This is a genomic window from Chryseobacterium caseinilyticum (assembly GCF_014837145.1).
GTDB classification, from domain to species: Bacteria; Bacteroidota; Bacteroidia; order Flavobacteriales; family Weeksellaceae; genus Chryseobacterium; species Chryseobacterium caseinilyticum.
In genome coordinates, this window is record NZ_JACYFS010000001.1 from 707,450 (window position 1) to 729,509 (window position 22,060).

26 protein-coding genes and 1 tRNA gene are annotated in these 22,060 nt (G+C 34.8%); 13 read left to right on the plus strand and 14 right to left on the minus strand.

What is annotated here, in order from left to right:
• Window positions 1–151: 151 nt before the first annotated feature.
• The 5 genes from IC610_RS03365 to IC610_RS03385 all read left to right on the plus strand — a co-directional run bounded on the left by IC610_RS03365 (window position 152) and on the right by IC610_RS03385 (window position 2,592).
• Window positions 152–757 (plus strand): DUF2911 domain-containing protein, encoded by a 606-nt coding sequence (locus tag IC610_RS03365; RefSeq protein ID WP_191735233.1) that lies wholly within the window; start codon window positions 152–154, stop codon window positions 755–757.
• A gap of 17 nt (window positions 758–774) precedes the next feature.
• A complete protein-coding gene (locus tag IC610_RS03370; RefSeq protein WP_191735234.1) occupies window positions 775–1,311 on the plus strand; it encodes a GNAT family N-acetyltransferase in 537 nt (178 codons plus the stop codon).
• A 164-nt stretch (window positions 1,312–1,475) separates the two neighbouring features.
• Window positions 1,476–1,844: a cupin domain-containing protein gene (locus IC610_RS03375; RefSeq protein WP_191735235.1), complete on the plus strand. Its 369-nt coding sequence runs from the start codon at window positions 1,476–1,478 to the stop codon at window positions 1,842–1,844.
• Window positions 1,845–1,846: 2 nt separating this feature from the next.
• Window positions 1,847–2,074: a hypothetical protein gene (locus IC610_RS03380; RefSeq protein ID WP_191735236.1), complete on the plus strand. Its 228-nt coding sequence runs from the start codon at window positions 1,847–1,849 to the stop codon at window positions 2,072–2,074.
• Between the two features lie 140 nt (window positions 2,075–2,214).
• Complete coding sequence (locus tag IC610_RS03385; protein WP_191735237.1) at window positions 2,215–2,592, plus strand: PEGA domain-containing protein; 378 nt, start codon at window positions 2,215–2,217, stop codon at window positions 2,590–2,592.
• A gap of 40 nt (window positions 2,593–2,632) precedes the next feature.
• On the opposite strand, the gene IC610_RS03390 is transcribed toward IC610_RS03385, so the two are convergent.
• From IC610_RS03390 to IC610_RS03400, 3 genes are all read right to left on the minus strand, one after another.
• Window positions 2,633–3,376, minus strand: coding sequence for a dienelactone hydrolase family protein (locus tag IC610_RS03390; RefSeq protein WP_191735238.1), 744 nt, complete (start codon window positions 3,374–3,376; stop codon window positions 2,633–2,635).
• Between the two features lie 60 nt (window positions 3,377–3,436).
• Complete coding sequence (locus IC610_RS03395) at window positions 3,437–4,498, minus strand: hypothetical protein (protein WP_191735239.1); 1,062 nt, start codon at window positions 4,496–4,498, stop codon at window positions 3,437–3,439.
• A gap of 133 nt (window positions 4,499–4,631) precedes the next feature.
• A complete protein-coding gene (locus IC610_RS03400) occupies window positions 4,632–5,060 on the minus strand; it encodes a type I restriction enzyme HsdR N-terminal domain-containing protein (RefSeq protein WP_191735240.1) in 429 nt (142 codons plus the stop codon).
• Window positions 5,061–5,068: 8 nt separating this feature from the next.
• Here IC610_RS03400 and holA point away from each other — a divergent pair, with 8 nt between their 5' ends.
• The 5 genes from holA to IC610_RS03425 all read left to right on the plus strand — a co-directional run bounded on the left by holA (window position 5,069) and on the right by IC610_RS03425 (window position 9,139).
• Window positions 5,069–6,106, plus strand: coding sequence for a DNA polymerase III subunit delta (gene holA / locus IC610_RS03405; protein ID WP_191735241.1), 1,038 nt, complete (start codon window positions 5,069–5,071; stop codon window positions 6,104–6,106).
• Window positions 6,107–6,338: 232 nt separating this feature from the next.
• Window positions 6,339–7,436, plus strand: a complete 1,098-nt coding sequence (locus IC610_RS03410) for a hypothetical protein (RefSeq protein ID WP_191735242.1) — start codon at window positions 6,339–6,341, stop codon at window positions 7,434–7,436.
• A gap of 115 nt (window positions 7,437–7,551) precedes the next feature.
• Window positions 7,552–8,493 carry a thioredoxin-disulfide reductase gene (gene trxB / locus IC610_RS03415; RefSeq protein ID WP_191735243.1) on the plus strand — a complete coding sequence of 314 codons (942 nt, stop codon included), beginning with the start codon at window positions 7,552–7,554 and terminating at the stop codon, window positions 8,491–8,493.
• Between the two features lie 50 nt (window positions 8,494–8,543).
• Window positions 8,544–8,912 carry a fluoride efflux transporter CrcB gene (crcB, locus tag IC610_RS03420; RefSeq protein ID WP_191735244.1) on the plus strand — a complete coding sequence of 123 codons (369 nt, stop codon included), beginning with the start codon at window positions 8,544–8,546 and terminating at the stop codon, window positions 8,910–8,912.
• Between the two features lie 142 nt (window positions 8,913–9,054).
• Window positions 9,055–9,139 (plus strand) — tRNA-Ser (locus IC610_RS03425).
• A gap of 332 nt (window positions 9,140–9,471) precedes the next feature.
• On the opposite strand, the gene IC610_RS03430 is transcribed toward IC610_RS03425, so the two are convergent.
• Both IC610_RS03430 and IC610_RS03435 read right to left on the minus strand, forming a co-directional pair.
• Complete coding sequence (locus IC610_RS03430) at window positions 9,472–9,828, minus strand: prevent-host-death protein (RefSeq protein WP_191735245.1); 357 nt, start codon at window positions 9,826–9,828, stop codon at window positions 9,472–9,474.
• A gap of 559 nt (window positions 9,829–10,387) precedes the next feature.
• Window positions 10,388–10,747, minus strand: a complete 360-nt coding sequence (locus IC610_RS03435) for a prevent-host-death protein (RefSeq protein WP_191735246.1) — start codon at window positions 10,745–10,747, stop codon at window positions 10,388–10,390.
• A 959-nt stretch (window positions 10,748–11,706) separates the two neighbouring features.
• Here IC610_RS03435 and IC610_RS03440 point away from each other — a divergent pair.
• Window positions 11,707–13,158, plus strand: coding sequence for an OmpA family protein (locus IC610_RS03440; RefSeq protein WP_191735247.1), 1,452 nt, complete (start codon window positions 11,707–11,709; stop codon window positions 13,156–13,158).
• A 293-nt stretch (window positions 13,159–13,451) separates the two neighbouring features.
• Here IC610_RS03440 and IC610_RS03445 read toward each other — a convergent pair whose 3' ends face one another.
• A complete protein-coding gene (locus IC610_RS03445; protein WP_191735248.1) occupies window positions 13,452–13,760 on the minus strand; it encodes a hypothetical protein in 309 nt (102 codons plus the stop codon).
• 199 nt (window positions 13,761–13,959) lie between these two features.
• On the opposite strand from IC610_RS03445, the gene IC610_RS03450 reads away from it, so the two are divergent.
• Window positions 13,960–14,403 carry a ferritin-like domain-containing protein gene (locus IC610_RS03450; protein ID WP_191735249.1) on the plus strand — a complete coding sequence of 148 codons (444 nt, stop codon included), beginning with the start codon at window positions 13,960–13,962 and terminating at the stop codon, window positions 14,401–14,403.
• A gap of 228 nt (window positions 14,404–14,631) precedes the next feature.
• Window positions 14,632–15,303 (plus strand): hypothetical protein, encoded by a 672-nt coding sequence (locus tag IC610_RS03455; protein ID WP_191735250.1) that lies wholly within the window; start codon window positions 14,632–14,634, stop codon window positions 15,301–15,303.
• A 106-nt stretch (window positions 15,304–15,409) separates the two neighbouring features.
• On the opposite strand, the gene IC610_RS03460 is transcribed toward IC610_RS03455, so the two are convergent.
• From IC610_RS03460 to IC610_RS03495, 8 genes are all read right to left on the minus strand, one after another.
• Window positions 15,410–16,063 carry a MarR family winged helix-turn-helix transcriptional regulator gene (locus IC610_RS03460; protein WP_191735251.1) on the minus strand — a complete coding sequence of 218 codons (654 nt, stop codon included), beginning with the start codon at window positions 16,061–16,063 and terminating at the stop codon, window positions 15,410–15,412.
• Between the two features lie 40 nt (window positions 16,064–16,103).
• Complete coding sequence (locus IC610_RS03465) at window positions 16,104–16,802, minus strand: SDR family NAD(P)-dependent oxidoreductase (protein ID WP_191735252.1); 699 nt, start codon at window positions 16,800–16,802, stop codon at window positions 16,104–16,106.
• 93 nt (window positions 16,803–16,895) lie between these two features.
• On the minus strand, window positions 16,896–17,177 hold the full coding sequence (locus IC610_RS03470) for a TIGR03643 family protein (RefSeq protein ID WP_191735253.1): 282 nt from the start codon (window positions 17,175–17,177) through the stop codon (window positions 16,896–16,898).
• Window positions 17,177–18,655, minus strand: coding sequence for a cryptochrome/photolyase family protein (locus tag IC610_RS03475; RefSeq protein WP_191735254.1), 1,479 nt, complete (start codon window positions 18,653–18,655; stop codon window positions 17,177–17,179). The genes IC610_RS03470 and IC610_RS03475 overlap by 1 nt, the downstream gene beginning before the upstream one ends.
• Complete coding sequence (locus IC610_RS03480; protein WP_191735255.1) at window positions 18,643–19,941, minus strand: DASH family cryptochrome; 1,299 nt, start codon at window positions 19,939–19,941, stop codon at window positions 18,643–18,645. The genes IC610_RS03475 and IC610_RS03480 overlap by 13 nt, the downstream gene beginning before the upstream one ends.
• Entirely contained in the window at window positions 19,893–20,048 is a 156-nt protein-coding gene (locus IC610_RS03485) for a DUF2256 domain-containing protein (protein WP_191735256.1), read from the minus strand. Before IC610_RS03485 ends, IC610_RS03480 begins: the two co-directional genes overlap by 49 nt.
• A complete protein-coding gene (locus IC610_RS03490; protein WP_191735257.1) occupies window positions 20,049–21,365 on the minus strand; it encodes an ABC1 kinase family protein in 1,317 nt (438 codons plus the stop codon).
• Window positions 21,366–22,025, minus strand: coding sequence for a TetR/AcrR family transcriptional regulator (locus IC610_RS03495; protein ID WP_191735258.1), 660 nt, complete (start codon window positions 22,023–22,025; stop codon window positions 21,366–21,368).
• Window positions 22,026–22,060: the final 35 nt, after the last annotated feature.

A 22,060-nucleotide genomic window follows, 5' to 3' on the forward strand; every position in this document is an offset into this window, starting at 1 on the left:
GTGGCGCGACTGTCAAAAACTGGCAGTCTCAAATTTTATTTTCATTTAAATATAATTTCATTTAAATCAATATTTATTTTAACAAATTTTATCAAACTCAAAAACCAATTTCTCCTATCCATTTTGTAATTTTAGCAAAATTTAAAATAAAGTGAAAAAGTTATTATTCGCAGTTTGCATATCAGCGTCTGCTTTCAGTTTTGCACAGGATTATTCGGTACCGGCAGCGAGCCCTCGTCAGAAAGTGGAGCAACAGTTTTCAATGTCTAAAATCACTATCGATTACGGAAGACCAGGCGTAAAAGGAAGAAAAATATTTGGAGAACTGGTTCCTTACGGACAAGTTTGGAGAGCGGGTGCAAACTCATCTACAAAAATCACCTTCGGTCAGGCATTAAATTTCGGAGGAAAAATGGTTCCGGCAGGAACTTACGGATTGTTCATCGTACCAACAGAAAAAGACTGGAAAGTGATTTTAAACAAAGATTTCCAACAGTGGGGTGCTTACACGTATGACGCTAAAAACGATGTGGTAGATGTAACTGTACCTGTAAATAAATTGGCTGACAAACAGGAGTGGTTTGAAATCACCATCAATCCAACAGACGAAAACTCAGGAAATCTCGTGATTAAATGGGATATGGCTCAGGCTGAAGTCGCTTTGAAGCCGGCAAAACCTGATGCAGTTACCAAAATTGCTGAGAAATTAAAGGAAATCAAAAAAATAGAAGCTGACGCTGCCAAAACAAAAAGTTAAGAATAAAATTTCTAAAGATGAATTTTTCTATTCAGCCTGTTTTGGAAAACGGAGAATACCAATTAATCCCCTTGCAGCAAGGGGATTTTGAGTTGCTGTATGAAGTGGCTTCCAATCCGAAAGTCTGGGAGCAGCATCCCAATAAAGACCGCTACAAAAGAGAAGTTTTTGAAAACTTTTTTAAAGGTGCACTGGAAAGTCAGGGTGCTTTTAAAATTGTAGAAAAGTCAACCGGAAATATTTTGGGAAGTACGCGTTTTTACGATTTTGATGAAGCTAAAAACGGCATTTTCATCGGCTATACTTTTTACGGAACCAACTCCTGGGGAAAAGGCATCAATCCACAAATTAAAAAACTGATGATGGATTACATTTTCCAGTTTGTTGATACAGTCTATTTTCATATCGGAAAAGAAAATTTCCGGTCACAGATTGCTTTGGAAAGGCTGGGCGGAAAGAAAATTGATGAAGAAGAAATTGCTTACTTCGGTGAACCTACACGAACTAATTTTGTGTACCAAATAAAAAAGGAAAATCACTTTAGTGGGAATTGATTTCCCGCAGATATTGCTGATGGAGTAGATTCTACCAGATTTAAAAATTTGTTAAGCATAATATTGTTAAACAATTGTAGCTTTAGAATTAGAAAGGCTTTATGAAACTTAAAACAGAATTATTTTAAAAATCTTTCGTGAACTTTTGCGTTTAAAAATAAATTATGAAAAAATATAAAATCCAGAAATCTCCTTTTGTCGTTCCTACGAATGACGGCAAGCTGATAGAAGAGCACTGGGGCAACTCCACCCAAACGCCCAATATTTCAATTGCCCACATGGTTGCGCCACCCAATTGGAGCGAGCCACATCAAACTCCGGAATTCGATGAATTTACAGTAATTATTTCCGGCAAAAAGAAATTTGAAATCGATGGTGAAGAAGTGGTTTTAGAGAAAGGGCAGAGTATAATGATTGAAAAAGGTGCAAGAGTAAGGTACAGCAATCCGTTTGCTGAAGTTTGTGAATATACTGCGATTTGCCTCCCAGCATTTTCGATGGATTTGGTGAATAGAGAATATGAAAATAATTAATTATGGGATTACAGATATGTCCGAAATGTAAGGAAAAGTCATTCACGTGGTTTATTGGCGGAAAATTCCCTCTACCAACATGGAGCTGTTTCGATTGTGATTATGAAGCAAAAGAAGTTGAGAGCGATAAGCAAACTTGCAAAGATTGTGGAGAGATTGCAAAAATCAAACTAAAAGATAAAGACAAGGAATACGCGTGGTGTTCCAATTGTAACATCGTCAATGAATGATAAAAAATCTAAAGATGGAGATTGGCTAATTTATCTATGTTTTAAAAATCATTTTAAATATTGATAAATTAATTTTTGCTTCAATTTAAATCTTAATTTCATGAATTATTTAAGTAAGTTTGCCGCACTAAAATATATATATGAAACAAATTTTATCGTCTGGATTATTGCTGGCTTTGGCATTTTCCGCAACGTCATGCGCAACGATTCTTACGGGTACAAAAGACAAGATTTCTTTTACTTCAACACCGGAAGGTGCAAAAGTTTTTCATAAAGGTGTTGAAAAATGTACAACGCCTTGTGAAGTAGAAATCCCAAGATCTTTGAGCAGGCAGACTGTGACTTTCGCAAAAGAAGGTTATGTATCTCAGGAAGTTAAGCTTACGAAAACTTTCAACGCAGTTTCATTGGTCAACATTCTTATCGGTGGAGCAATCGGAGTGGGAATTGATGCGGCGACGGGTTCCTTAACCAAATATTCGCCAAAATCTGTTACCGCAGAGTTGGTGACAAAATAGAAAAAAAGCAGTGTAGAAGTTAACTACGCTGCTTTTTAATTTATTTCAAAATTTCCTTCAGAAACATCAAGGTGTGATTCCACGCTCTTTTTGCCATTACGGGATTGTAATCTGCTGATTTCGGATCTGTAAAAGTATGTTTTGAATTGGCATACGTAATAATTTGCCAGTCCGCTTTGCCATCGTTCATTTCTTTTACCAAATTATTGTAGTCCTCAGGCGTTACTCCTTTATCTTCCGCAGGATTTTCCACTAAAATTTTAGTTGAAATGGCTTCATTCGGTCTCGACTGATCTTTTCCGATACTTCCGTGAATAGAAACTACGCCTACAACTGGTAATTTTCCTCTCGCAGATTCCAAAGCACCGGTACCTCCGAAACAGTAACCGATTACGGCGATTTTTTCAGGAATGGCTCCGTTTTTCTTTAACTGTTCTAATGCCAGAGAAATTCTTTTCTGATAAGCTGCAAAATCTTTTTTATAAAACCCGGCTGTTTTTGCCGCTGACTCATTATCGGTCGGCACATTTCCTTCCCCATAAATGTCAGCTATGAATGCTACATAACCCTGTTTTTCCAAATCGGCAGCGGCAGTTTTTGCTTCGTCATCAATGCCTTTCCAAGCCGGAAGAATAAGAACTCCCGGTAGTTTTTTTCCTGCATTTGACGTGACCAGACCGTTGAGTTTTTGTGAACCATCCTGATAGGTAACTTTTTTAAGATTCTGACTGAAAACCGTTGACGAAGTGAGAAGAAGGATGGACGAAATAAGTAAATGTTTCATATAATTTTTTTTAGGTGAATAATTACATAATGCTTATGCAAATGTTACGCTAAAAAAATCTTATCTGTTTAAATTTTCACGGGTAATCAGTTTGTCAATATTTTCATTGAAATTCGCTTTTGTAATTCCCGAAACCTTTTCCAGTGTTTTAAAATAATTGTCCTGATTTTCACTGTCGAATTTTCCACAGTTTAAAAGTTCCAAAACACTACTGAAGCCTTTTTCTTTTTCAATCTTTTTAATGAGCAGTGCATTGAGAACATTTTCAGTATATTTCGGGGTTGAAGGAAGGCTGAAATTTTCTTTTGTACCGTACAGCGACAGCCAATCTGTTTTTTGAGAATCTGAATAAGTGCTTTTAAACTGAATCCATAGCTGTTCCCATTTATAAAAAGGATCCCCATCGTTGATATATGAATAGCCTTCTAAAACAGGCACGTACAGATTCTTTATTGGATATTTCTCAGTAATCCTCGCTTTCCATAAGGTGCCAAAAGAAAAGTCCTCCAGCATTCCCTTTTCTGTAGCAACAATCATGGTACTTTGATTATTATCTCTTGCCAATTCTACTCCCAGAAAAAAATTATTTGGGGAATTATCTCTCTTGTAATCAATTCCCAAAAGCCCGTAAGCATTGAAGATATCATCAACACAATACACTTTAGTGGGAATTTTCTGTTCTTTTAAATTAAAACTCAGTTTATTGTTTTTTGCAATAAAATCTCTCAGATTTTTTTCATCAACCTCCTTTCCGGAATAAAAACTGTAATTTTCAATGCTTTTTAATTTCCAGTGGGTCAAATTGTTTTTAATTGTTGACGATACAAGATATTTACTGTTAATTTCCTGTAGTATGATTTCAATTTTTGCAACAGAATTTTTTATTTCCTTGTCCTCAAAGTAGCAATTTAACCGTATTGTAAAATTATCTTTGTTACCCGCTTCAACAGACGTGACCTCGTACATCAGAGTGTAATTGTTGATGAATACTTTACTGTTCTGCAGTTTTCTAAGCTCATTCAAAAACAACCATGTTTCCAATTTATTATCGGGATTTATAATCGTTAGGTCTTCATTTTTGATACTCTTCTCCAAAAAAAAATGATTTACTACATCAGTCATTTTTTTTCTTTTCAAAGTATCTTTTACAACATTCAGGCTGTTATTAATTAAAACTTTCGACTGCGAAAAAGTAAAGATCGAAAACAATAAAAATGAAAAAAGAATTGCATTTCGGGTCATCAGTTAATTGGAATTAAGATTTGTAAAAAGTATAGTTTCCTTCTTTGAATTTCGCATTAATGTGCTGCAAACCATTCGTCAAAACAATTTCAGAAGCTCCGATAATCGAGTTGTATCTCGCTGTCTGTTCGAAGGTTTTCTCAGTTAATTTAATCTGTGGCGCCTTGCATTCAATTAAAATTTTAGGCTGTGCTTTTTCAGTTACTAAGAGGTCAATCCGTTTCGTCAAACCATTCAGAACAATCTTTTTTTCGGTTATTAATGCCGATGTAGAATAAGATTTTACGGTAAGATAATAATGAATCCAGTGCTGGCGAACCCACTCTTCAGGCGTCAGCAAAAGGTAAGTTTTGCGAATCAAATCATAGATAAAAAACTTATCTTTGTCTTTCCTGAATTTAAAATCAAAAGTTTCCTGAAAATTGAGTTTGGGAAGTTCCATTTAATAAGATGAAAGAATTAGATTTAATCCTCAAAAATATTAAAAATAAAGAAGTTTTACCTATTTATTTTTTTCACGGAGAAGAACCTTACTTTATTGATATTGCTGTAAAAGCTCTCGAACACAACTTTCTTGAGGAGGATGAAAAAGCCTTTAACCAAACCGTTGCATACGGAAAAGACACGACCTATCAGGAAGTTCTTTCTTTGGCGAGACAGTTTCCGATGATGGGAGATAAGCAGGTGATTATCGTGAAGGAGGCGCAGGATCTGAAGATGGGTGAGGAGGAAAGTAAAGCTCTTGAAGTCTATTTTGAAAACCCGATTCCTTCAACGGTTCTCGTTTTTGCCCACAAACACAAGAAATTAGACAGCAGGAAAAAAGTCACGAAGCTTTTAGATAAAGGAAAATTTTTATTTCTCAGCGAATCGGTGAAAGATTTTAATCTTGCCAAATGGATTGCTGACGAATGTTTAAGACTCAATATTAAAACAGCTCCCAACATTTCCCATTTACTGGCAGAATACCTGGGCAACGACCTTTCCAGGATTGGCAATGAACTGGGAAAACTGAAAATCATTCTGAAAGAAGGCGAAGTTTTAGACGGCACGCTTGTGGAAAACCACATCGGAATTTCCAAAGAGTACAATGTTTTTGAACTGCAGAAAGCTTTAGGTTCAAAAAACGCAGAAGCTGCAATGAAAATCGCTTATTACATGGGCAAAAATCCAAAAAACAACCCGTTTGTGATGATGCTTGCGAGTCTGTATAATTACTTTTCCAACATTATCATTTACAACACAATGATCGGGCAGTCACCCAACTCAATTGCTTCACAGATGGGCATCAATCCTTATTTTGTGAAAGATTTTGCCGAAGCTGCAAGGTTTTATCCGCTGAAACATGCGACTCGGGTTATTTCTACGTTAAGGGAATTTGATATGAAAGGAAAGGGTCTGGGAGCCGTTAATATGGATGATGCACAGTTGATCAAAGAGTTGGTTTACAAGATTATTAATATTGACAAGATAAAAACGAAAGTGTAAAGGTGAATTGTGAAATGCAAATTGTCAATTTTCCTTTGTAAGTGAATTAGTTTTATGGCGACCAATTCCGCTCGTAAGTTTATCCTGAGCTTGCCGAAGGATTCCCGCTTTTTTGTACTATCGCATTTCCCTTGGCTTACAAAAAGAGCTCCACTCAGCTCGGGTCGCAAATTGTTTTTAACAATGACTTTTTAGTCAATAATCACTGTTGTTTTAATACAAATATTTTAGAATGAATTTTTTTTTTGCAATCATATTCGTTTTACTTTTTCAGTTTTCTTATTCTCAATCCAAAATAAAATCAATATCGCCTTCTGTCGACCAGAAGGATTCTTTAAACATTCAAATTATTGAAACGCTTGGGAAGTTTTTAGAAACACAAAGTTCAAAATTTTGGATAGAATCTGATATTAAAATGTTCAAATTTCCTTACCATGAGCTTATTGGTATTGAAAGCGGAAAGATGGGAAGTAATTTTTATCAACCCTCATTAATGGAAATTATTTCTACTGGCGAAGACGATAAAAAAATTGTGAAAGTAGCATATATCGGTTACAACGAAGAAACAGAATCAAATCTGATCAAAGCAATTTACAACATGATTGCAGTAAAAATTGACGGCAAAATTTTCTTCAGTAAATACATTAATTATGTAACAAAAGATTGGCGAATCAAAAACGAGGATAATTTAAAGTACTATATTTCGCCTACGAAAAATTTTAGTCACGACGAAGTTGAAAGACAAAAGGCAGACATTAAGCTTCTCTCAGAGTTTTTTGGAGTTGAGAAGTTTCCGATATTTTATTATTCTGCAGTTTCACCGGAAGAAGTCTTTAAATTAAAAGGATTTGATTATCATCCGATGATGTATACAAGCGACTCTGGCGGATTTGCAGAAGATTACAATATCATCATATCTGGAAATAATTCGGAATATTACACGCATGAAGTTGTTCATTTATATACGTCTAAACTTTTCCCAGGAATAAATTCATATTTCGATGAAGGAATTGCTACTTACTTTGGCGGAAGCGGAAAGTTTGATTACCAATGGCAAAAAGAAAAACTGAAAAAATTCCTCACAGAAAATCCTGATTTTGATGTTTTGAAACATTTAAACGTTTACGAAAGATTATATTTTGAAAAAGAAACTCCGGTTCCTTACGTGGTTTCAGCAGTTATTTGTGAAATGATTATTGCTGAATTTGGAAGAGAAAGACTATTCACTGTTTTCAGAAACGGAACTTCAGCTGAGGATGGTTTTAAAGTTTTCAATCTGAACAAAAACAATGTTAATTCTAAATTGAGAAGGTTCCTGACATTAGATTAACTTGAATACCTTCATCGACTTTTAACATATTAAATATTGACAACTATCATTAATTTTACTTTAATAAAACATTAAAAATTCCGACCTTAGCACCCTTGAAAATGACAAATAAATTATGGAGCAAAATATTTTAGATTGTGTGATCGTAGGATCAGGACCTTCTGGTTTTACAGCAGCAATTTACGCCGCAAGAGCAGACCTTAAACCGGAATTGTACACAGGTCTGGAGCCAGGCGGACAATTGACTACCACTACGGAAGTTGATAACTTTCCAGGATATCCTGCAGGAATTACCGGTCCCGAAATGATGATGGATTTGCAGAAACAAGCCGAAAGATTTGATACAAAAGTGCATTACGAAATGATTACCAAAGCCGAATTTTCAAAAGAGGAAGGTGGTATTCACAAACTATACGCTGGGAACAAAGAAATTTTAGCAAAATCTGTGATTATTTCTACAGGAGCGACAGCAAAATATCTTGGTCTTGATGACGAGAAAAAATACAATGGAGGAGGAGTTTCAGCTTGTGCAACATGTGACGGATTTTTCTACAGAGGAAAAGATGTTGTTGTAGTTGGGGCAGGAGATACAGCAGCTGAAGAGGCAACTTATCTTGCGAAATTGGTTAATAAAGTAACCATGTTGGTAAGAAAAGACGAGTTCAGAGCTTCGAAAGCAATGATTCACAGAGTGGAAAACACGCCGAATATTGAAGTGAAATTCCATCACGAATTAATCGGAATTGAAGGCGAAAATAATTTGGTAGAAAGAGCTGTTGTCATCAACAATCAGACTCAGGAAAAATCTACAGTAGACGTTCATGGAATTTTCATCGCCATTGGTCACAAACCGAATACAGATATTTTCGTTGGACAAATCGATTTAGACGAAAACGGATATATCGCAACTGAAAAAGGTTCTTCAAGAACAAATCTTCCAGGTGTATTTGCTGCCGGAGATGTTCAGGATCACATTTACAGACAGGCAATAACAGCGGCAGGAAGCGGTTGTATGGCTGCAATGGATGCTGAAAAGTATCTTGCAGAACTGAATTAAATTTAAAACAAAATACGAAACGCACCAATGAGGTGCGTTTCTTTTTTAATATGAGAAATCTGTTTTTCATCTTTCTTGGTGGCGGAGTTGGAAGCGTTGCACGTTATCTGATTTCGTTTTATACCCAAAAACTTTGGACAGTCAATTCGTTTCCGATGGGAACTTTTGTAGTCAATATTTCGGGCTGTCTGCTAATTGGTTTTCTCAGTTCTTACTTTTTGAAATTCGATAATTACCTCAAATATCTTTTGATTACGGGGTTTTGTGGTGGTTTTACAACTTTCTCAACATTTTCAGTTGAAAATTACTCATTGTGGCAAAACCAAGATTATTTTACTTTATTGATTTATGTTTCGTTAAGCATTATTCTTGGTTTTGGAGCTGTAATTTTAGGAATGAAAGCGGAAACATTAATTTAAAGCATATCTTTAGTAAAATTAATTAATCTGATTTTTAAGTAATTAATAATTAAACTTAAATTTTATCTAAATAATATTTTGTCAGAATTGAAAAACATTCTATATTTGCACCACTGAAAACAACGATACAATCGGAGTTTGAGGAGAGATGGCAGAGTGGTCGATTGCGATAGTCTTGAAAACTATTGACTGTAACAGGTCCGGGGGTTCGAATCCCTCTCTCTCCGCTGAAAGAGTCTTCAATACGAGGACTCTTTTTTTTATTTAAATAGACCTTTGTATTCTATTTTCAAATAATTAGAAAAGAAAATACGAAACACTGTGGGTGTTCGATAAATCCCGTTTTTATAATATGGATTGCTGCCGAACATTTAGTTACAAATTCCTTTTTTTCTATTGTATCTGCTTTTGAATTTAGCTGTATTATGTCACTCCAGAAGTTGAAATTTGTCTTTAAGATTTTATAATGAATCCATGTCACAAGTTCGTAAGAGCTGCAGTCCGTTTTGTGTACTGAAAAGGACTATTTTTTCCTAAAATTAAAAATTTATCGTGCTTTTTACAGATCATAATTTGAAATGGCCAGCATTAAGAAAAAATCGACAAATTTTAACTCCAAAGCTTTACGGTCTAAAAGATTTCTGCGATATTCATAGGAATGTAAAACCTTATGGAAATTCCTGTAACTTATCAGTTGGTGATCTGACAGAATTACTCTGCCATTTCCGTTTTTACATTTGATAAGTTTGTCATTCAATGTTCTTATCTTGAAAATAACTTCCAGGATTTTCCCGCGGGTTCCCTTAGCTTCCTGATGTCGTTCAATAATATTAATTTTGAAAGGTTTGAAGATTAGATTGTGAAAAGCGATGTGAGAAGCAGCCTCCTGAGTATCCAATTCAATTATATATTCCATAAATATTTAAATAACTCTTATTTTACAAATGATGTGCCGCTGAGATTAAGCTCCTGTCGCTATTGCGAACTGATCGAAGATTGTTGATGTGTACAGGATCGCATTGTGCTGGTCTGATTTTTCATACACAATAATGCACTGGTTTACGGACGGAAGAGGATATTGGTAGAGAAAGCAATTACAGGATTCATCAAAATCTGCAGATTGAAAAAAACACAGTCTACTATATTTCAAGGTATTGCTTTTTTAAAAGAAGTTCAGAGGCTGTTTATAGAAATATATAGGAAGGTAGAACAGGTAATGATTCCCAATGGTTATTGTCAGTAGATAATAATCAAACAGGCGAATGAATTATTGCGAAGTATAGGTCTGAAATTATTGAATAATTAAATTTATTTCTGAGCTAATTTAGTTTCAATCTCAGTTAGACTAAATACAGTTATTAAGAAGATATAAATAAGACTTTTACACTCTATTTTCAGCTACGAACTTTGTAATTGAGAATAGAGTGTAAAAAAATGTTTCTAAGGTATTTGCTGTAAATTTACTTTTAAAGCAATTAATTAATCTGATAATTGTCGATGTAGATGCGTATAACAAAGTGAACATAATCCTCATCTGCCTCTTTCTGTCTAATCAGTTTGTTTTTGTATTGGTAGGAGTTTAGAATTTCCATAAGGTTTTTGTACTTCTCCAAATCCTCGCCTTTCAGTTTAACACGGCTGTTTCCCTCACGGGTTTTTATAAGCTGATCATCTAATGTACGCACCTTTAAAATGGAATCACATAAAATGGGATTTCGGCTCATAATTCCTTTATATCTATCAATAATATTTATTTTGAATGTATCAAATGTGATTGTATTATAATAAATATTTGAGGTTTCAGACTTTGTATTGAGTACTAATTTATAATTCATGGCAGTAATACTAAAATTCCCTCCTAATTTAAACTAAGGGGATTTTTTTGAATAATATATTTTTAATAATGGGGTATATAAAATACTTTGATTTTGATCAGCAATTTTTATGCCTAACAGTTCAGTCCTGACGATTGCTTATTTGAGATCTTTCGGTTACGAGCAGGAACAATTTCCTGATTTCTGAGTTTTCATTCATGATTACTAATTTTTATAGAAGGTTGGTTATTAATTTTGTAAAAATACTCAATTCAACTGATATATTCGGAATATTATTATTGTTAACTGATGCAGATTTAAAATTGCCTAATTTTATATTGTAAAAAATGTGACAATTATTCAGGATTATATTTAAGATATGTCACTAAAATCAATTTTCAACTAATGTCGGCTGAGATTCTACAAATTTACTGACTACATTATTCCTGGTCTAATTATCTTAAATTTTCTAAAGTGCATTTATAATTTAAACTTGAATTCAGCAAAGCAATTACGAAATATTTAAAATTAAGGTCGGTTTTGCATATTATCTAAGATGAATCATATCAAATTAAATCCGTGATTTTATTATAAACAGACATTTTTTTTAGACTTTTCCGTTGATTCTAAATTAAATTTAAAACAAAAATCAGCCTAGAAATTATAAATTCTTGATTTCACTTTACAAAAAATAAATTTTTCTAAAAAAAAGTATTGCTTTTCTGATTTAAAATGAACTTAGGTTCAGACTTTGACTTTCAGTAAATTAGAACAAAAAAAAGTTATTTTAAAACAAAAAAATATCTTTTGATGGTGCAAATACCTTTTGATGCTACAAAAGTGGTACGCAAATTGGAAGGAACAAGGCACATATGTAAACGGCACCGGTTGGTGTTTTCAAAAATTCTTCTTCGGGACTCTTGTATGGTCTTCTGAATTTTTCCGATTAGTTTTTAGTCAATAAATAATTTAAATATAGTATGAAATCAAAATTAGCTATTTTATCGCTGGCAATGGCGATACCTGCCACTCTGTGCGCACAGGAAAACATTTCTCAGGATTCTTTATCAGAATATCCAAACACTTTCAGTTCAGGATCTTCACGTGTAGAGAAATTTACACAATCATCAAAAAGATTCAATGACTGGTCTATTTCTGCCGGAGCAGGTGTACCGATGCTGCAATCTGCAGATTTAACCTCAATCAAAAACGGAAACGGTAAAAATCTTTTCGGATATTCAGCTTACGTAAGTATCAACAAAGCAATTACGCATGCATTCGGGATCAATCTTCAGTATGACAGAGGTGAGACACGTCAGGGTTTCTTCAACACTAAAGATGCAGCTCCTGCCAACGCTTCATCTACAATGCAGGTAGGTGCAAGAACACAGTATGATGCGCTATCAATTTTAGGTGATATCAACCTATCAAACCTGATGAGAAGAGTTGACAATAAATCTCCTTACAGATGGGCTTTACACGCTTACGGAGGTGTGGGAACTTTAGCTTATCGTGCATACCAGAAAGACGAAACCGGGCAAAGATTAATGACTGAAATTAAGCCATTTAAATTAAATTCATTTTTCGGACAGGCGGGTGCAGGTCTAAAATATAAACTGAACAACAGACTTGATCTTGAAGGTAGAGTAATGTATGTTGTGACGACAGATGATGAGTTCGATGGTGGCGGTGCACAATACAGTGCTATCAACAAAAGAGAAGATCAGATCTCTGATAACTTTCTCAACGCAACATTAGGTCTTACTTTAAATCTAGGAAAGCATGATTCTCACTTGATGTGGCATGATCCTTTGCAGGAAATTTACTACAAACTGGATGTGCTTGCAGAGAAAAATCAGGACATTAATGTTTGCCAAAAAGGAGATATGGATGGTGACGGTGTTTGCGATGATTGGGACAGACAGCTTGATACTCCGGCAGGAGCGAGAGTTGATGGTGCAGGAGTTGCTTTGGATGTTGATCTTGACGGTGTATTTGACCTTTATGACAAATGTGTAACGGTTCCAGGACCAGTAGAAAATAACGGTTGTCCGATTGAAGGACAGGGAACAGTAACTGAAAACGAAACAAAACTTGACGGAATTGAATTTGACCTGAATTCTGACAGAATTTTACCTTCAAATACACCCATCCTGAACAATGCTGTAAGCTATATTAACTCTTCTGAAGGTGGTTTCACAGTTGTAGGAGCTACGGATACAAGAGGATCTGATGCTTACAACAAAAATCTTTCTGAAAAAAGAGCAGGAAATGTAAAATCTTATTTGATCCAAAACGGAGTACAGTCTTCAAAGCTTGAATCTGTTGGAAACGGAAAAACTGATCTTAAATATCCGGAGTGTGATCCAGCATCAAAATGCCCTGAGTGGAAGAACAGAGCAAATAGAAGAGTGTATTTTAAAGCAAAATAAATATTGTTAACTTCTAATTTCTTTAGCTGTCACAGTTTTGTGGCAGCTTTTTTTATTTAAAATTTAAAAATTTGTAAAACTTCCGGAGCAAAATATATATTTATTACATGTCCAGAGTTTTATCAATATTTTTTTAAACCAACACTCCGGAGCAAAAGACTCCGGAGTGTTTTTAATTAAAGCTTAAGCTCTAGTTTTTAGTTATTCAAAAATAAAAATTGTCAGAAATACACAGGTATGACTACAGTCATCTTTAAAAAAATTCAGTGAGTATGAAATTCAGATTTCAGCAATTATCTTGAATAAACTTCTGAAATTACACCATTGCCGATCACCCCCGAATTATCGGAGATTTCGAAATCCATTCCGGTATATAATTTACTCAGAAAAGATTCAGCATTGATCAAGGTCACCTCCACAGAGACAGAATCACCCGGAAAAATAAGTTCGGGATCCTCAAAATTCTGACTTCCAAAATAAGTCTGCAGCTCAAAAGGGAACTGAAAAGATGCACGGAAACCCGTTGAAATAGGGTTTACAACACCTCCTTTCTCGGTTTGATAATAATTAATGAGTGCTGTGAAGTGTGAAGGTTTTTTCATATACGGCAAAAGTAGAAAAATAACGTCACTGCCCCAAAATTTTATATGAAGATCTAATTTAGATTGGTATTCAGAAATTTTTTGTGGAGATCTTTTTTAGAAATTTTTAAAATGTCCCTTTTAAAAAACACTTTCATAAATAAGTTGGTGCAATGGTACAGCAGTTGCAGAAACAAGTGAACAACCAATCAAAAATATTATGACAAATCAAGAAACTGTTTCAGTACTGAATGATCTGTTGAACATTACGATGGACCGCATCAAAGGATTCAACAAAGTAGAAGAGAAAGTATGGGATACTCATTCTTATCTGAAAAACGACTACGAAGAAATGGTGGCAGAATCTGAGCAGATGAAAGCTGATCTCATCAACTGCATTACAGAGCATGGAGGAGAATATGATGATTCACCGACCGTAAGCGGAACTGTTCACAGAGCCTGGATTGATGTGAAAAACGCATTTACTCCAAACAACGCAGAATCTACCCTTGAAAATGTGGTTTTTGGAGAAAAATCTGCAATCGCTGCTTATCAGGAGGCTTTGCAAGGTGATCAATTGTCTCCGGAAAGTATTTTACTTGTTCAGGATCAGCATCAGAAACTGCAGAACTCTTATGCGAAATTTCAGAGTCTCGAAAACTAAGTAGACAGAATTTACTTGTAATAATTTTAGCCTTAATCCTGGTTGCATCGCAGTCAGGATTATTAATTGAAATGAAACATTCTTATAAAAACTAAATCAAATTAGACTTAAAATTCTTTTGTAATAAGAAGATATAATTTATCATACAGGAAAAGTTTCACTATTTTTAATAAAGTAATTTTACAAAAGTTTCTTAGTAAACTTGTTTTTCAATTTAAATTTTAAACAATGCCGATTATTCAATTACCTCCCGACGGAGGAATGTTATATGCAGAAACCGATATGGGTCAGCTTTTCCCAGAGCCATTAAATGCCATCACTGCAATATTTTTTTTAGTCTTAGCTGTTTTCTGGACGGCCAGGATTAAAGGCAATTTTAAGGCACATCCTTTTCTGACTTATTGTTTGATATTACTGTACGTTGGTGCCATTGGCGGAACAATTTATCATTCATTCAGACAGTGGCCGGTATTTATTGCAATGGACTGGATGCCGATTATGTTGCTTTGCCTTTCTGCCGCATTTTATTTTATAGTCAAGAGTACCAAGTGGTATTATGCAGTATTAATGCTATTCGTATATATATTTCTCATGTTTGCCTTGAGAAACTGGATTAGGACCGATAATCCTTCACTTTTCATCAACATCAATTATGCGATGATGGCTTCATTTGTATTATTCTCAGTATTAAAATATTTAATTTATACTCATTGGAAAGCCGGAAAATGGGTAGGTTTTGCACTGCTTTCGTTTGCATTGGCGCTCACTTTTCGTGTAGCTGATAAATGGGATTTGTTCAGCTTTGGAACACACTTTTTATGGCATACTTTCGGGGCAATTGCGACATTCTGTATGTTTAATTATATTAATCTTACAATGAAAAATACAAAAGCAGCGTAGTGCAAATGATTAAGATTTTTGCAGTTTTGAATTTTTCTTTAAATGTAATTTCAACTGTTTGATCATGCTTTACCAAATGAGAAATGAAAAATTTCAACTGACAGATTTAGGATCCGACAAATATCGTTTGCAGTTCGCCAATATCCGAATTTTTATGAACCGAGTAGAGGTATGCATGAAATTCGTTCAGCTTTCTCAAAAGTGAAAGAAACTCTGATTTTTCCTCACCATTCAATCTGCCTGAAAGCAATATTGAGGTTTGGTTGACATTGGTTACAGAATCATGAAAAGTCTGCGTGCCCAGTTTTGTAAGACTCAGTCTTTTGCTGCGTTTATCATTTTCATCATTTTTTTCTTCTACAAATCCTGCCTCCAAAAGTCTTCTGATAATTTGGGTTCCCGTTTGTTTTTCGTGACCGTTTTTTTCGATCAGCTGAATTTTAGTTAAAAATGGTTCATCTTTTAAGCGGTAGAGATAGGTGAATTCCTCATTGGCTAATTCAGGAAATTGATTTAAACCTTTTCTGATTAGTAATTTGGAATAACGGCTGAGCAAAAGCACCTGTTTGCAAATCTCATTTTCTGTAAATGAAACCTGATGATGTTCATTTTTAAACAACTTCGCCGGACTTTCTTCACTATATTTTTTATCATTCAGCCACATCCGGAAGTCTTCCACATTGGAATTAGGCTTAAAGGAAGAAGAGTTTTCAAATTCTTTCACCTGGTGGAGCAAATCAATAATAAAGTCAGTTTTCATGATTGTATTTTAAAACAAAGATAATTATTAGTATTTTAAATCAAAGCTTGATACTTCCCATTCCACCGTCGATACCGATGATTTGACCAGTCATCCAAGATGCATTTTCTGATAAAAGAAATTCTGTCATTTTTGCCATTTCCTCAGCATTACCTATTCTTTGCAAAGGATGTCTTTTACCGGAAGATTCCCTTTTTTCGGGCGTGGATAAAAGTTGTGAAGCCAAATTGGTATCCGTTAGAGAAGGCGCAATACAGTTGACCCTTATTTTTTGAGAAGAAAACTCTGCTGCGAGACTTTTGGTTAATCCTTCCACAGCACTTTTACTTGCAGAAATTGAGGAATGAAACGGCATTCCAAATTTTGCAGCAACCGAACTGAACAGTACAATAGATGCACTTTCAGACTTTTTGAGATTTGGTAACAGTTTCTGAATAACTTTCACTGCTCCCACAACATTAATTTCAAAATCATTTTCAAAATCATCTGGTGAAAGTCTGTTGAAAGGTTTTAGATTGATACTTCCGGGGGAGTAGACCAGTCCATCGACTACCTCAGGAAAATTGATTTCATCCAGATTTCCGGAAAGAATATCAAGTTCGTAAAAATCGATATTTAGACTGTCAACCTCAGGATTATGACTTCTTGAAATTCCTATAACCTTATTTTTCTCTGAAAGAAGTTTTGCGGTGGCAAACCCAATGCCTTGTCCACAACCAATGATAACAATGTTTTTCATATTTTAATTTTTGTTGAATATTTTGCTGCCACTAGTACTCGAATGGAATTTTTTAAATTTTCCAAAGAGAGATTAGTGCATTCATGGCTTTTTTTAACGTTTCGAAATTTTATTATGACTGATTGTGCGTTGTCTCGTACATTTAAACCTGTCAATTTCAGGATTTCTCTTCATCAAATGTTTTTGGCTCACTCCCGAATTCACTCTTTTTCTCCAAAGTCTGAAACTTGATGGTTTCAATTCGGTTCTCATCACATCAATTACTTCAGATTCGGTAATTCCAAACTGAAATTCTATCGCTTCAAAAGGAGTTCTGTCTTCCCATGCCATTTCAATAATTCGGTCTGTCTGTTCGGTATTAAAATTTTTTATCATTATTTTAAATTTTTGATGGTTTGTTTCGCCAATTGTAAATGTTCTGTTTTTTTCCCGTCTGTCATTTTATCAAACGTCCGGATCATCATCCCCAACCTTGGGTTTTTTGTGAAAAATTCGCGGTTATCATTCACGAAATTCCAAAATAATGCATCCCATTTTTCAGACCAGTCTCCATCTGGGTAATTGCTCATTTTTTTGATGTAATTGCTGCCGCTGATATACGGTTTTGTACTCATTTTTCCGCCATCAGAAAAGCTGCTCATTCCGTATACATTTGGAACCATCACCCAATCGTAAGAATCTATAAACATTTCCATAAACCATTGATACACGTCATCAGGTTTTAGATTTAAAAGATTCATAAAGCCTGCAAGAATCATCAGTCTTTCGATGTGATGCGAATATCCTGTCTCCAGAATTTTTAAAATTGTGCTGTCAACTGGCTTAATTCCTGTTTTCCCTGTATAAAATGATTCCGGTAGAGATTTCTTATGCATCCAGTAATTTTTATTTCTCTGAAAAGTTCCCTGATAAAGATAAACACCCCGGATAAACTCGCGCCAGCCCAAAATCTGCCGGACAAATCCTTCCAGCGAATTTACAGGAATGTCGAAATCCTGAGCATAATTTATCGCTTTTTCCAAAACAAAATCAGGCGTCAGAAGTCCGACATTGAGTAGGGGAGAGAGTATGCTGTGATGCAGAAAATGTTCCCGCTCCACGATGCTGTCTTCGTAAATTCCAAAATCGGCAAAACGCATTTCCAAAAACTGATCAAGCCATTTTTCCGCGTCTTCAAATGTGAGCGGATAGAGTTGATAGGTAGACAGATTGCCATAATTTTCACTGTAATACTTTTCAGTATATATTTTTGCCTCTTCATAATAATCTGAGTTTTCGGGAAAAATAATGGATGGTGCTTTTTTATTTTTAGGATATTTCTTGCGGTTTTCTGTATCGTAAGTCCATTTTCCGCCCAAGGGGCTTCCTGCTTTCATCAAAATATTTCGGGAGATTCTCTGCTGTTTGTAAAAGTCGGTTTGATGATAAAATTCTTTCCCTTCAAAATATTCTTTCAACTCATCTTTTGTATTAATGAATATGGGATTTTCTACAATTTTTATCTTCAGTCTGGTTTTTTTTATTCTTCTTTCAAGCCAATCGTCGCAAACGTCTGTGATTAAAATTTCGCTGAAACTTTCATTTTCCAAATGGGAAATTAATTTCTGAACATCAGATAATTCTTCATTGCTGTCAATATAATCTACTTTAAAACCTGCGTCCTGCAAATAACTTTCATAAAACTTCATACCTGCTCTGTGAAAAGCAATTTTCTGTTTGTGAAATTGATATTGTCTGAAAAACAGAAATTCCTCAACCAAAAAAACAGGCTGATTTTTATCTAAATAATCGACATCCTTTAAAAGCTGATGCGGAAAAATGAGTTGCGCAACCAAAGTTTTTACTGTAGCCATAAATTTCTGAATTGATAATCACTATCGTACTGCTCTGCCTTCTTTTCAGGATTAAAAGTTCTGCTTCTGGAATCGTTTCCTACTCCTGCGAGGTACATCCAGTTTCCGTAATTGCTGTGAACATCATAATCTACGAGCATTTCTTCAAAATATGCGGCTCCAATCCGCCAGTCCTGATTTAGAATCTTACAGAAATAGGACGCTACATTTTGCCTTCCACGGTTGCTCATCCATCCGGTGTTTTTTATTTCCCGCATATTGGCGTTGATGAAATCAGATTTTGTTTTACCTTCAATCCAGTTATCAGTTAAATTTTGATTGGTTTCAAAAGGAAAATTCTTAGATAAAATTCCGTCCACCTGAAAAATTTTGTTTTCATGCTGAATCGAAACATATTTAAAAAAATCCCTCCAGAGCAATTCAAAAACCAACCAATATGTCGAATCATTGCTTCCAAATTCTGCCTCGTATTTTTTGATTTCATGAAAAATAGTGACAGCAGATAAACTTCCGTTGGCAAGCCATGCAGAAAATTTACTGCTGTAATCCGAACCAGTCAGACCGTTTCGTGTTTCCTTGTAAATACTGAGATTTTTAGTATCAAAAAAATAGGAATTCAACCGATTTAAAGCTTCAGTTTCTCCGCCGGAAAATGGAAATGCTGAATAGGGATGCATTTCAAAATCATCAAAACCTAAGGTTTTTAAATCAATATTATCATTTTCAATTTTAACCATAAACTCAGGATTATCTCCAATTTTGTCTGAAATAAATTCTTGTCTGACAATGAAATCCTTTTCAATTTTCTGTCTGAAAACCGTGAAATGTATAGGGATGTTTTCAATTTGATGAAATACAAACTCAGGTCGCAAAAGCAACTGTGAAAAGGATTTAAACCAAATCGCATTCGGCAAAACCGTTTTAATCTGCTGTTGTAAGCTACTTTCTTCCGTCGTCCATTCATCCTGACAAAAAATGGCATTAATTTCATAATGTTCAGAAATTTCAAGAAAAACATCTTTTGTTTTTCCAAACTTTTTCAAAAGCGGAGTTTTGATTTGATTTAAATTTCTCTCAAGATCCAAAACGGTTTCAAGAAGAAATTTCGCCCTGAATTTTCCAATTTTTCTGAATCCAAATTGCTTCTGAACAAAAAAATCTCTTTCAAAAATATAAACCGCAAGAAAAGGTAAATCCTCCTGCTGAACTTTGAAAAGTGATTCGTTGTCTCTGACTCTTAAATCTTTGGTAAACCAGAGGATGTTGATTTTTTGTTTTTCCGGCATTTCTCGCTGCAGTATTTTACTTCGTCCCAGTTTTTCTTCCACTTTTTACGCCATTTAAATGAAAATCCGCAGACTTCACATATTTTTGATGGTAAATTGGCAGGCATCTATCTAATGAAATTTTCATAATGACTGATCGCAATATCCTTCGCTTTCAAATCATGCATCATGTTATACAATCCGAAAAAAGTTCTGTTTAGATAAATAAAATGTTTTGAGCCTCTGTTAGCATTCATTCCTTTCATATCGCTCAGTTTGGCGTACCGTTGCCCGAGATCTGCAATCTCCTGAAAGAAACCTTCATCCGAAAAATCAAAAATTTCACGGTTGAAAGGTCTTGTGAAGAGTTCCAGCAACTCGTAAAAAAGTTTGCTGAAAAATTCCTGTTCTTTTGGGGTATCATCGTTGCGAAGAATTTCCAGCTGATAAAGTGTCTGTCTGAAAATCTCAGGATTTTTAAGATTTTCTTCTTTTGCCAATTCGAAATAGGGTTGATAAAAATCTTCCGGAATTTCCTTAACGCATCCAAAATCGATAACGAGTAATTCTTTATTTTCTGAAATCAAAAAATTTCCTGGATGCGGATCGGCGTGCACCTGCTTCAAAATATGCATCTGATACATGTAAAAATCCCACAGTGTCTGGCCAATTTTATTAAGATCATCCTGAGAATTATTCAGCTTTGTGAATTCAGAAAAATGTTTTCCGCTCATCCAGTCCATTGTGATGATTTTTTCACAGGATAATTCTGGGTAATATTTTGGAAATTTCAGGTTCGGCAGATGGCTGCAGTCTGCAGAAATCTGTTGACTTCTTTTTAGTTCCAAATTATAATCCGTTTCTTCAAAAAGTTTATTTTCCACTTCCTGAAAATAAGATTCTGAACCTTCTTTTTTAATGTTAAACATTTTAATGGCAATTGGTTTTACCATTTTCAGATCGCTGGAAATACTTTCGCGCACGCCGGGATACTGAATCTTTACCGCCAAATCTTTGCCCTCTTTTTTTGCTCTGTGAACCTGACCGATACTTGCCGCATTCACCGACTCGGCCGAAAACTGATCAAACATCGCCTCCGGATTCTTTCCGAAATATTTTCTGAAAGTCTTCTTTACCAAAGCACCCGATAGTGGCGGAACTGAAAATTGTGAAAGAGAAAATTTCTCAACATAAGCCTGTGGAAGAATATTTTTTTCCATGCTCAGCATTTGAGCTACTTTTAAGGCAGAACCTTTTAATTCTTTTAATGAATCGTAAATGTCTGTAGCATTGTCTTCGTTCAGAATTTTTCTAGCCTCTTTTTCGTCTTTAGAGATTTTATTTCCGTAATATTTGATGTAGTTGACACCGATTTTCGCTCCTGCTTTCAGCAAGCTGCTCGTGCGTTCTATTTTTCCGGTCGGTATTTTATTAAGTGTCTTCATTTAGTTTTTTTTGAATTTTTCTTTAAATAAAAACTTACCGAGGTCAGCCAGTTTTCTTAACGGTTCATTATCCATTAATTCAAATCCTGTATCGATGGTTTTTTCGATATAGATATCTGTTTTTTCGAAAGCCGGAGATGTATCTTTTTTCCAAAACTCAACAGCCGAAACCAAATGCAGCCAGAGTGCTTCTTCACGAGCTTTCTGATGAGCGTCTCTAACATTTTCTCTGGCTTTTTCGATGATTTCCCAATCTTTAAAATCCATTGTTCTGATGTATTCACGATGCATCTCCCTGAGCTGTGTTGAAATTTTTGCTGCATGCATTTTATTATTTCCTAAAATCATCAGAACCAGAGAACGGTTCATCGCAAGATTTTCGAAAAATATATAGTAAACATTCAGCAGTTTTTCCTTTGATGAAATATCTTGTGCCATGTTTACTTCTGAAGCAAGCTCTACTGATTTTTCAAAAAGACTGACCAAAATCTGTCTTTCAATCTGTTCGAAGCCTGCAAAAAAATCATAGAAGTCTTTTTCTTCAAACTCATTGTCTTTGGCAAACCGGTAAACATTCAACGGTCTTTTTCCGTGATTAAGAATGTAGTCGCCGTATAATTCAAATATTCTTTCTTTTGTGATCTGATTTTCTCTTTCCATAATATAAATTTAGTAAAACAAATTTAGTAATTTTA

Coding starts and splice junctions, on each gene's coding strand:
- IC610_RS03370 (WP_191735234.1), top strand. CDS start 775: ATGAATTTTTCTATTCAGCCTGTTTTGGAAAACGGAGAATACCAATTA.
- IC610_RS03375 (WP_191735235.1), top strand. CDS start 1,476: ATGAAAAAATATAAAATCCAGAAATCTCCTTTTGTCGTTCCTACGAAT.
- IC610_RS03380 (WP_191735236.1), top strand. CDS start 1,847: ATGGGATTACAGATATGTCCGAAATGTAAGGAAAAGTCATTCACGTGG.
- IC610_RS03385 (WP_191735237.1), top strand. CDS start 2,215: ATGAAACAAATTTTATCGTCTGGATTATTGCTGGCTTTGGCATTTTCC.
- IC610_RS03390 (WP_191735238.1), bottom strand. CDS start 3,376: ATGAAACATTTACTTATTTCGTCCATCCTTCTTCTCACTTCGTCAACG.
- IC610_RS03395 (WP_191735239.1), bottom strand. CDS start 4,498: ATGACTGATGTAGTAAATCATTTTTTTTTGGAGAAGAGTATCAAAAAT.
- IC610_RS03400 (WP_191735240.1), bottom strand. CDS start 5,060: ATGGAACTTCCCAAACTCAATTTTCAGGAAACTTTTGATTTTAAATTC.
- holA (WP_191735241.1), top strand. CDS start 5,069: ATGAAAGAATTAGATTTAATCCTCAAAAATATTAAAAATAAAGAAGTT.
- IC610_RS03410 (WP_191735242.1), top strand. CDS start 6,339: ATGAATTTTTTTTTTGCAATCATATTCGTTTTACTTTTTCAGTTTTCT.
- trxB (WP_191735243.1), top strand. CDS start 7,552: ATGGAGCAAAATATTTTAGATTGTGTGATCGTAGGATCAGGACCTTCT.
- crcB (WP_191735244.1), top strand. CDS start 8,544: ATGAGAAATCTGTTTTTCATCTTTCTTGGTGGCGGAGTTGGAAGCGTT.
- IC610_RS03430 (WP_191735245.1), bottom strand. CDS start 9,828: ATGGAATATATAATTGAATTGGATACTCAGGAGGCTGCTTCTCACATC.
- IC610_RS03435 (WP_191735246.1), bottom strand. CDS start 10,747: ATGAATTATAAATTAGTACTCAATACAAAGTCTGAAACCTCAAATATT.
- IC610_RS03440 (WP_191735247.1), top strand. CDS start 11,707: ATGAAATCAAAATTAGCTATTTTATCGCTGGCAATGGCGATACCTGCC.
- IC610_RS03445 (WP_191735248.1), bottom strand. CDS start 13,760: ATGAAAAAACCTTCACACTTCACAGCACTCATTAATTATTATCAAACC.
- IC610_RS03450 (WP_191735249.1), top strand. CDS start 13,960: ATGACAAATCAAGAAACTGTTTCAGTACTGAATGATCTGTTGAACATT.
- IC610_RS03455 (WP_191735250.1), top strand. CDS start 14,632: ATGCCGATTATTCAATTACCTCCCGACGGAGGAATGTTATATGCAGAA.
- IC610_RS03460 (WP_191735251.1), bottom strand. CDS start 16,063: ATGAAAACTGACTTTATTATTGATTTGCTCCACCAGGTGAAAGAATTT.
- IC610_RS03465 (WP_191735252.1), bottom strand. CDS start 16,802: ATGAAAAACATTGTTATCATTGGTTGTGGACAAGGCATTGGGTTTGCC.
- IC610_RS03470 (WP_191735253.1), bottom strand. CDS start 17,177: ATGATAAAAAATTTTAATACCGAACAGACAGACCGAATTATTGAAATG.
- IC610_RS03475 (WP_191735254.1), bottom strand. CDS start 18,655: ATGGCTACAGTAAAAACTTTGGTTGCGCAACTCATTTTTCCGCATCAG.
- IC610_RS03480 (WP_191735255.1), bottom strand. CDS start 19,941: ATGCCGGAAAAACAAAAAATCAACATCCTCTGGTTTACCAAAGATTTA.
- IC610_RS03485 (WP_191735256.1), bottom strand. CDS start 20,048: ATGCCTGCCAATTTACCATCAAAAATATGTGAAGTCTGCGGATTTTCA.
- IC610_RS03490 (WP_191735257.1), bottom strand. CDS start 21,365: ATGAAGACACTTAATAAAATACCGACCGGAAAAATAGAACGCACGAGC.
- IC610_RS03495 (WP_191735258.1), bottom strand. CDS start 22,025: ATGGAAAGAGAAAATCAGATCACAAAAGAAAGAATATTTGAATTATAC.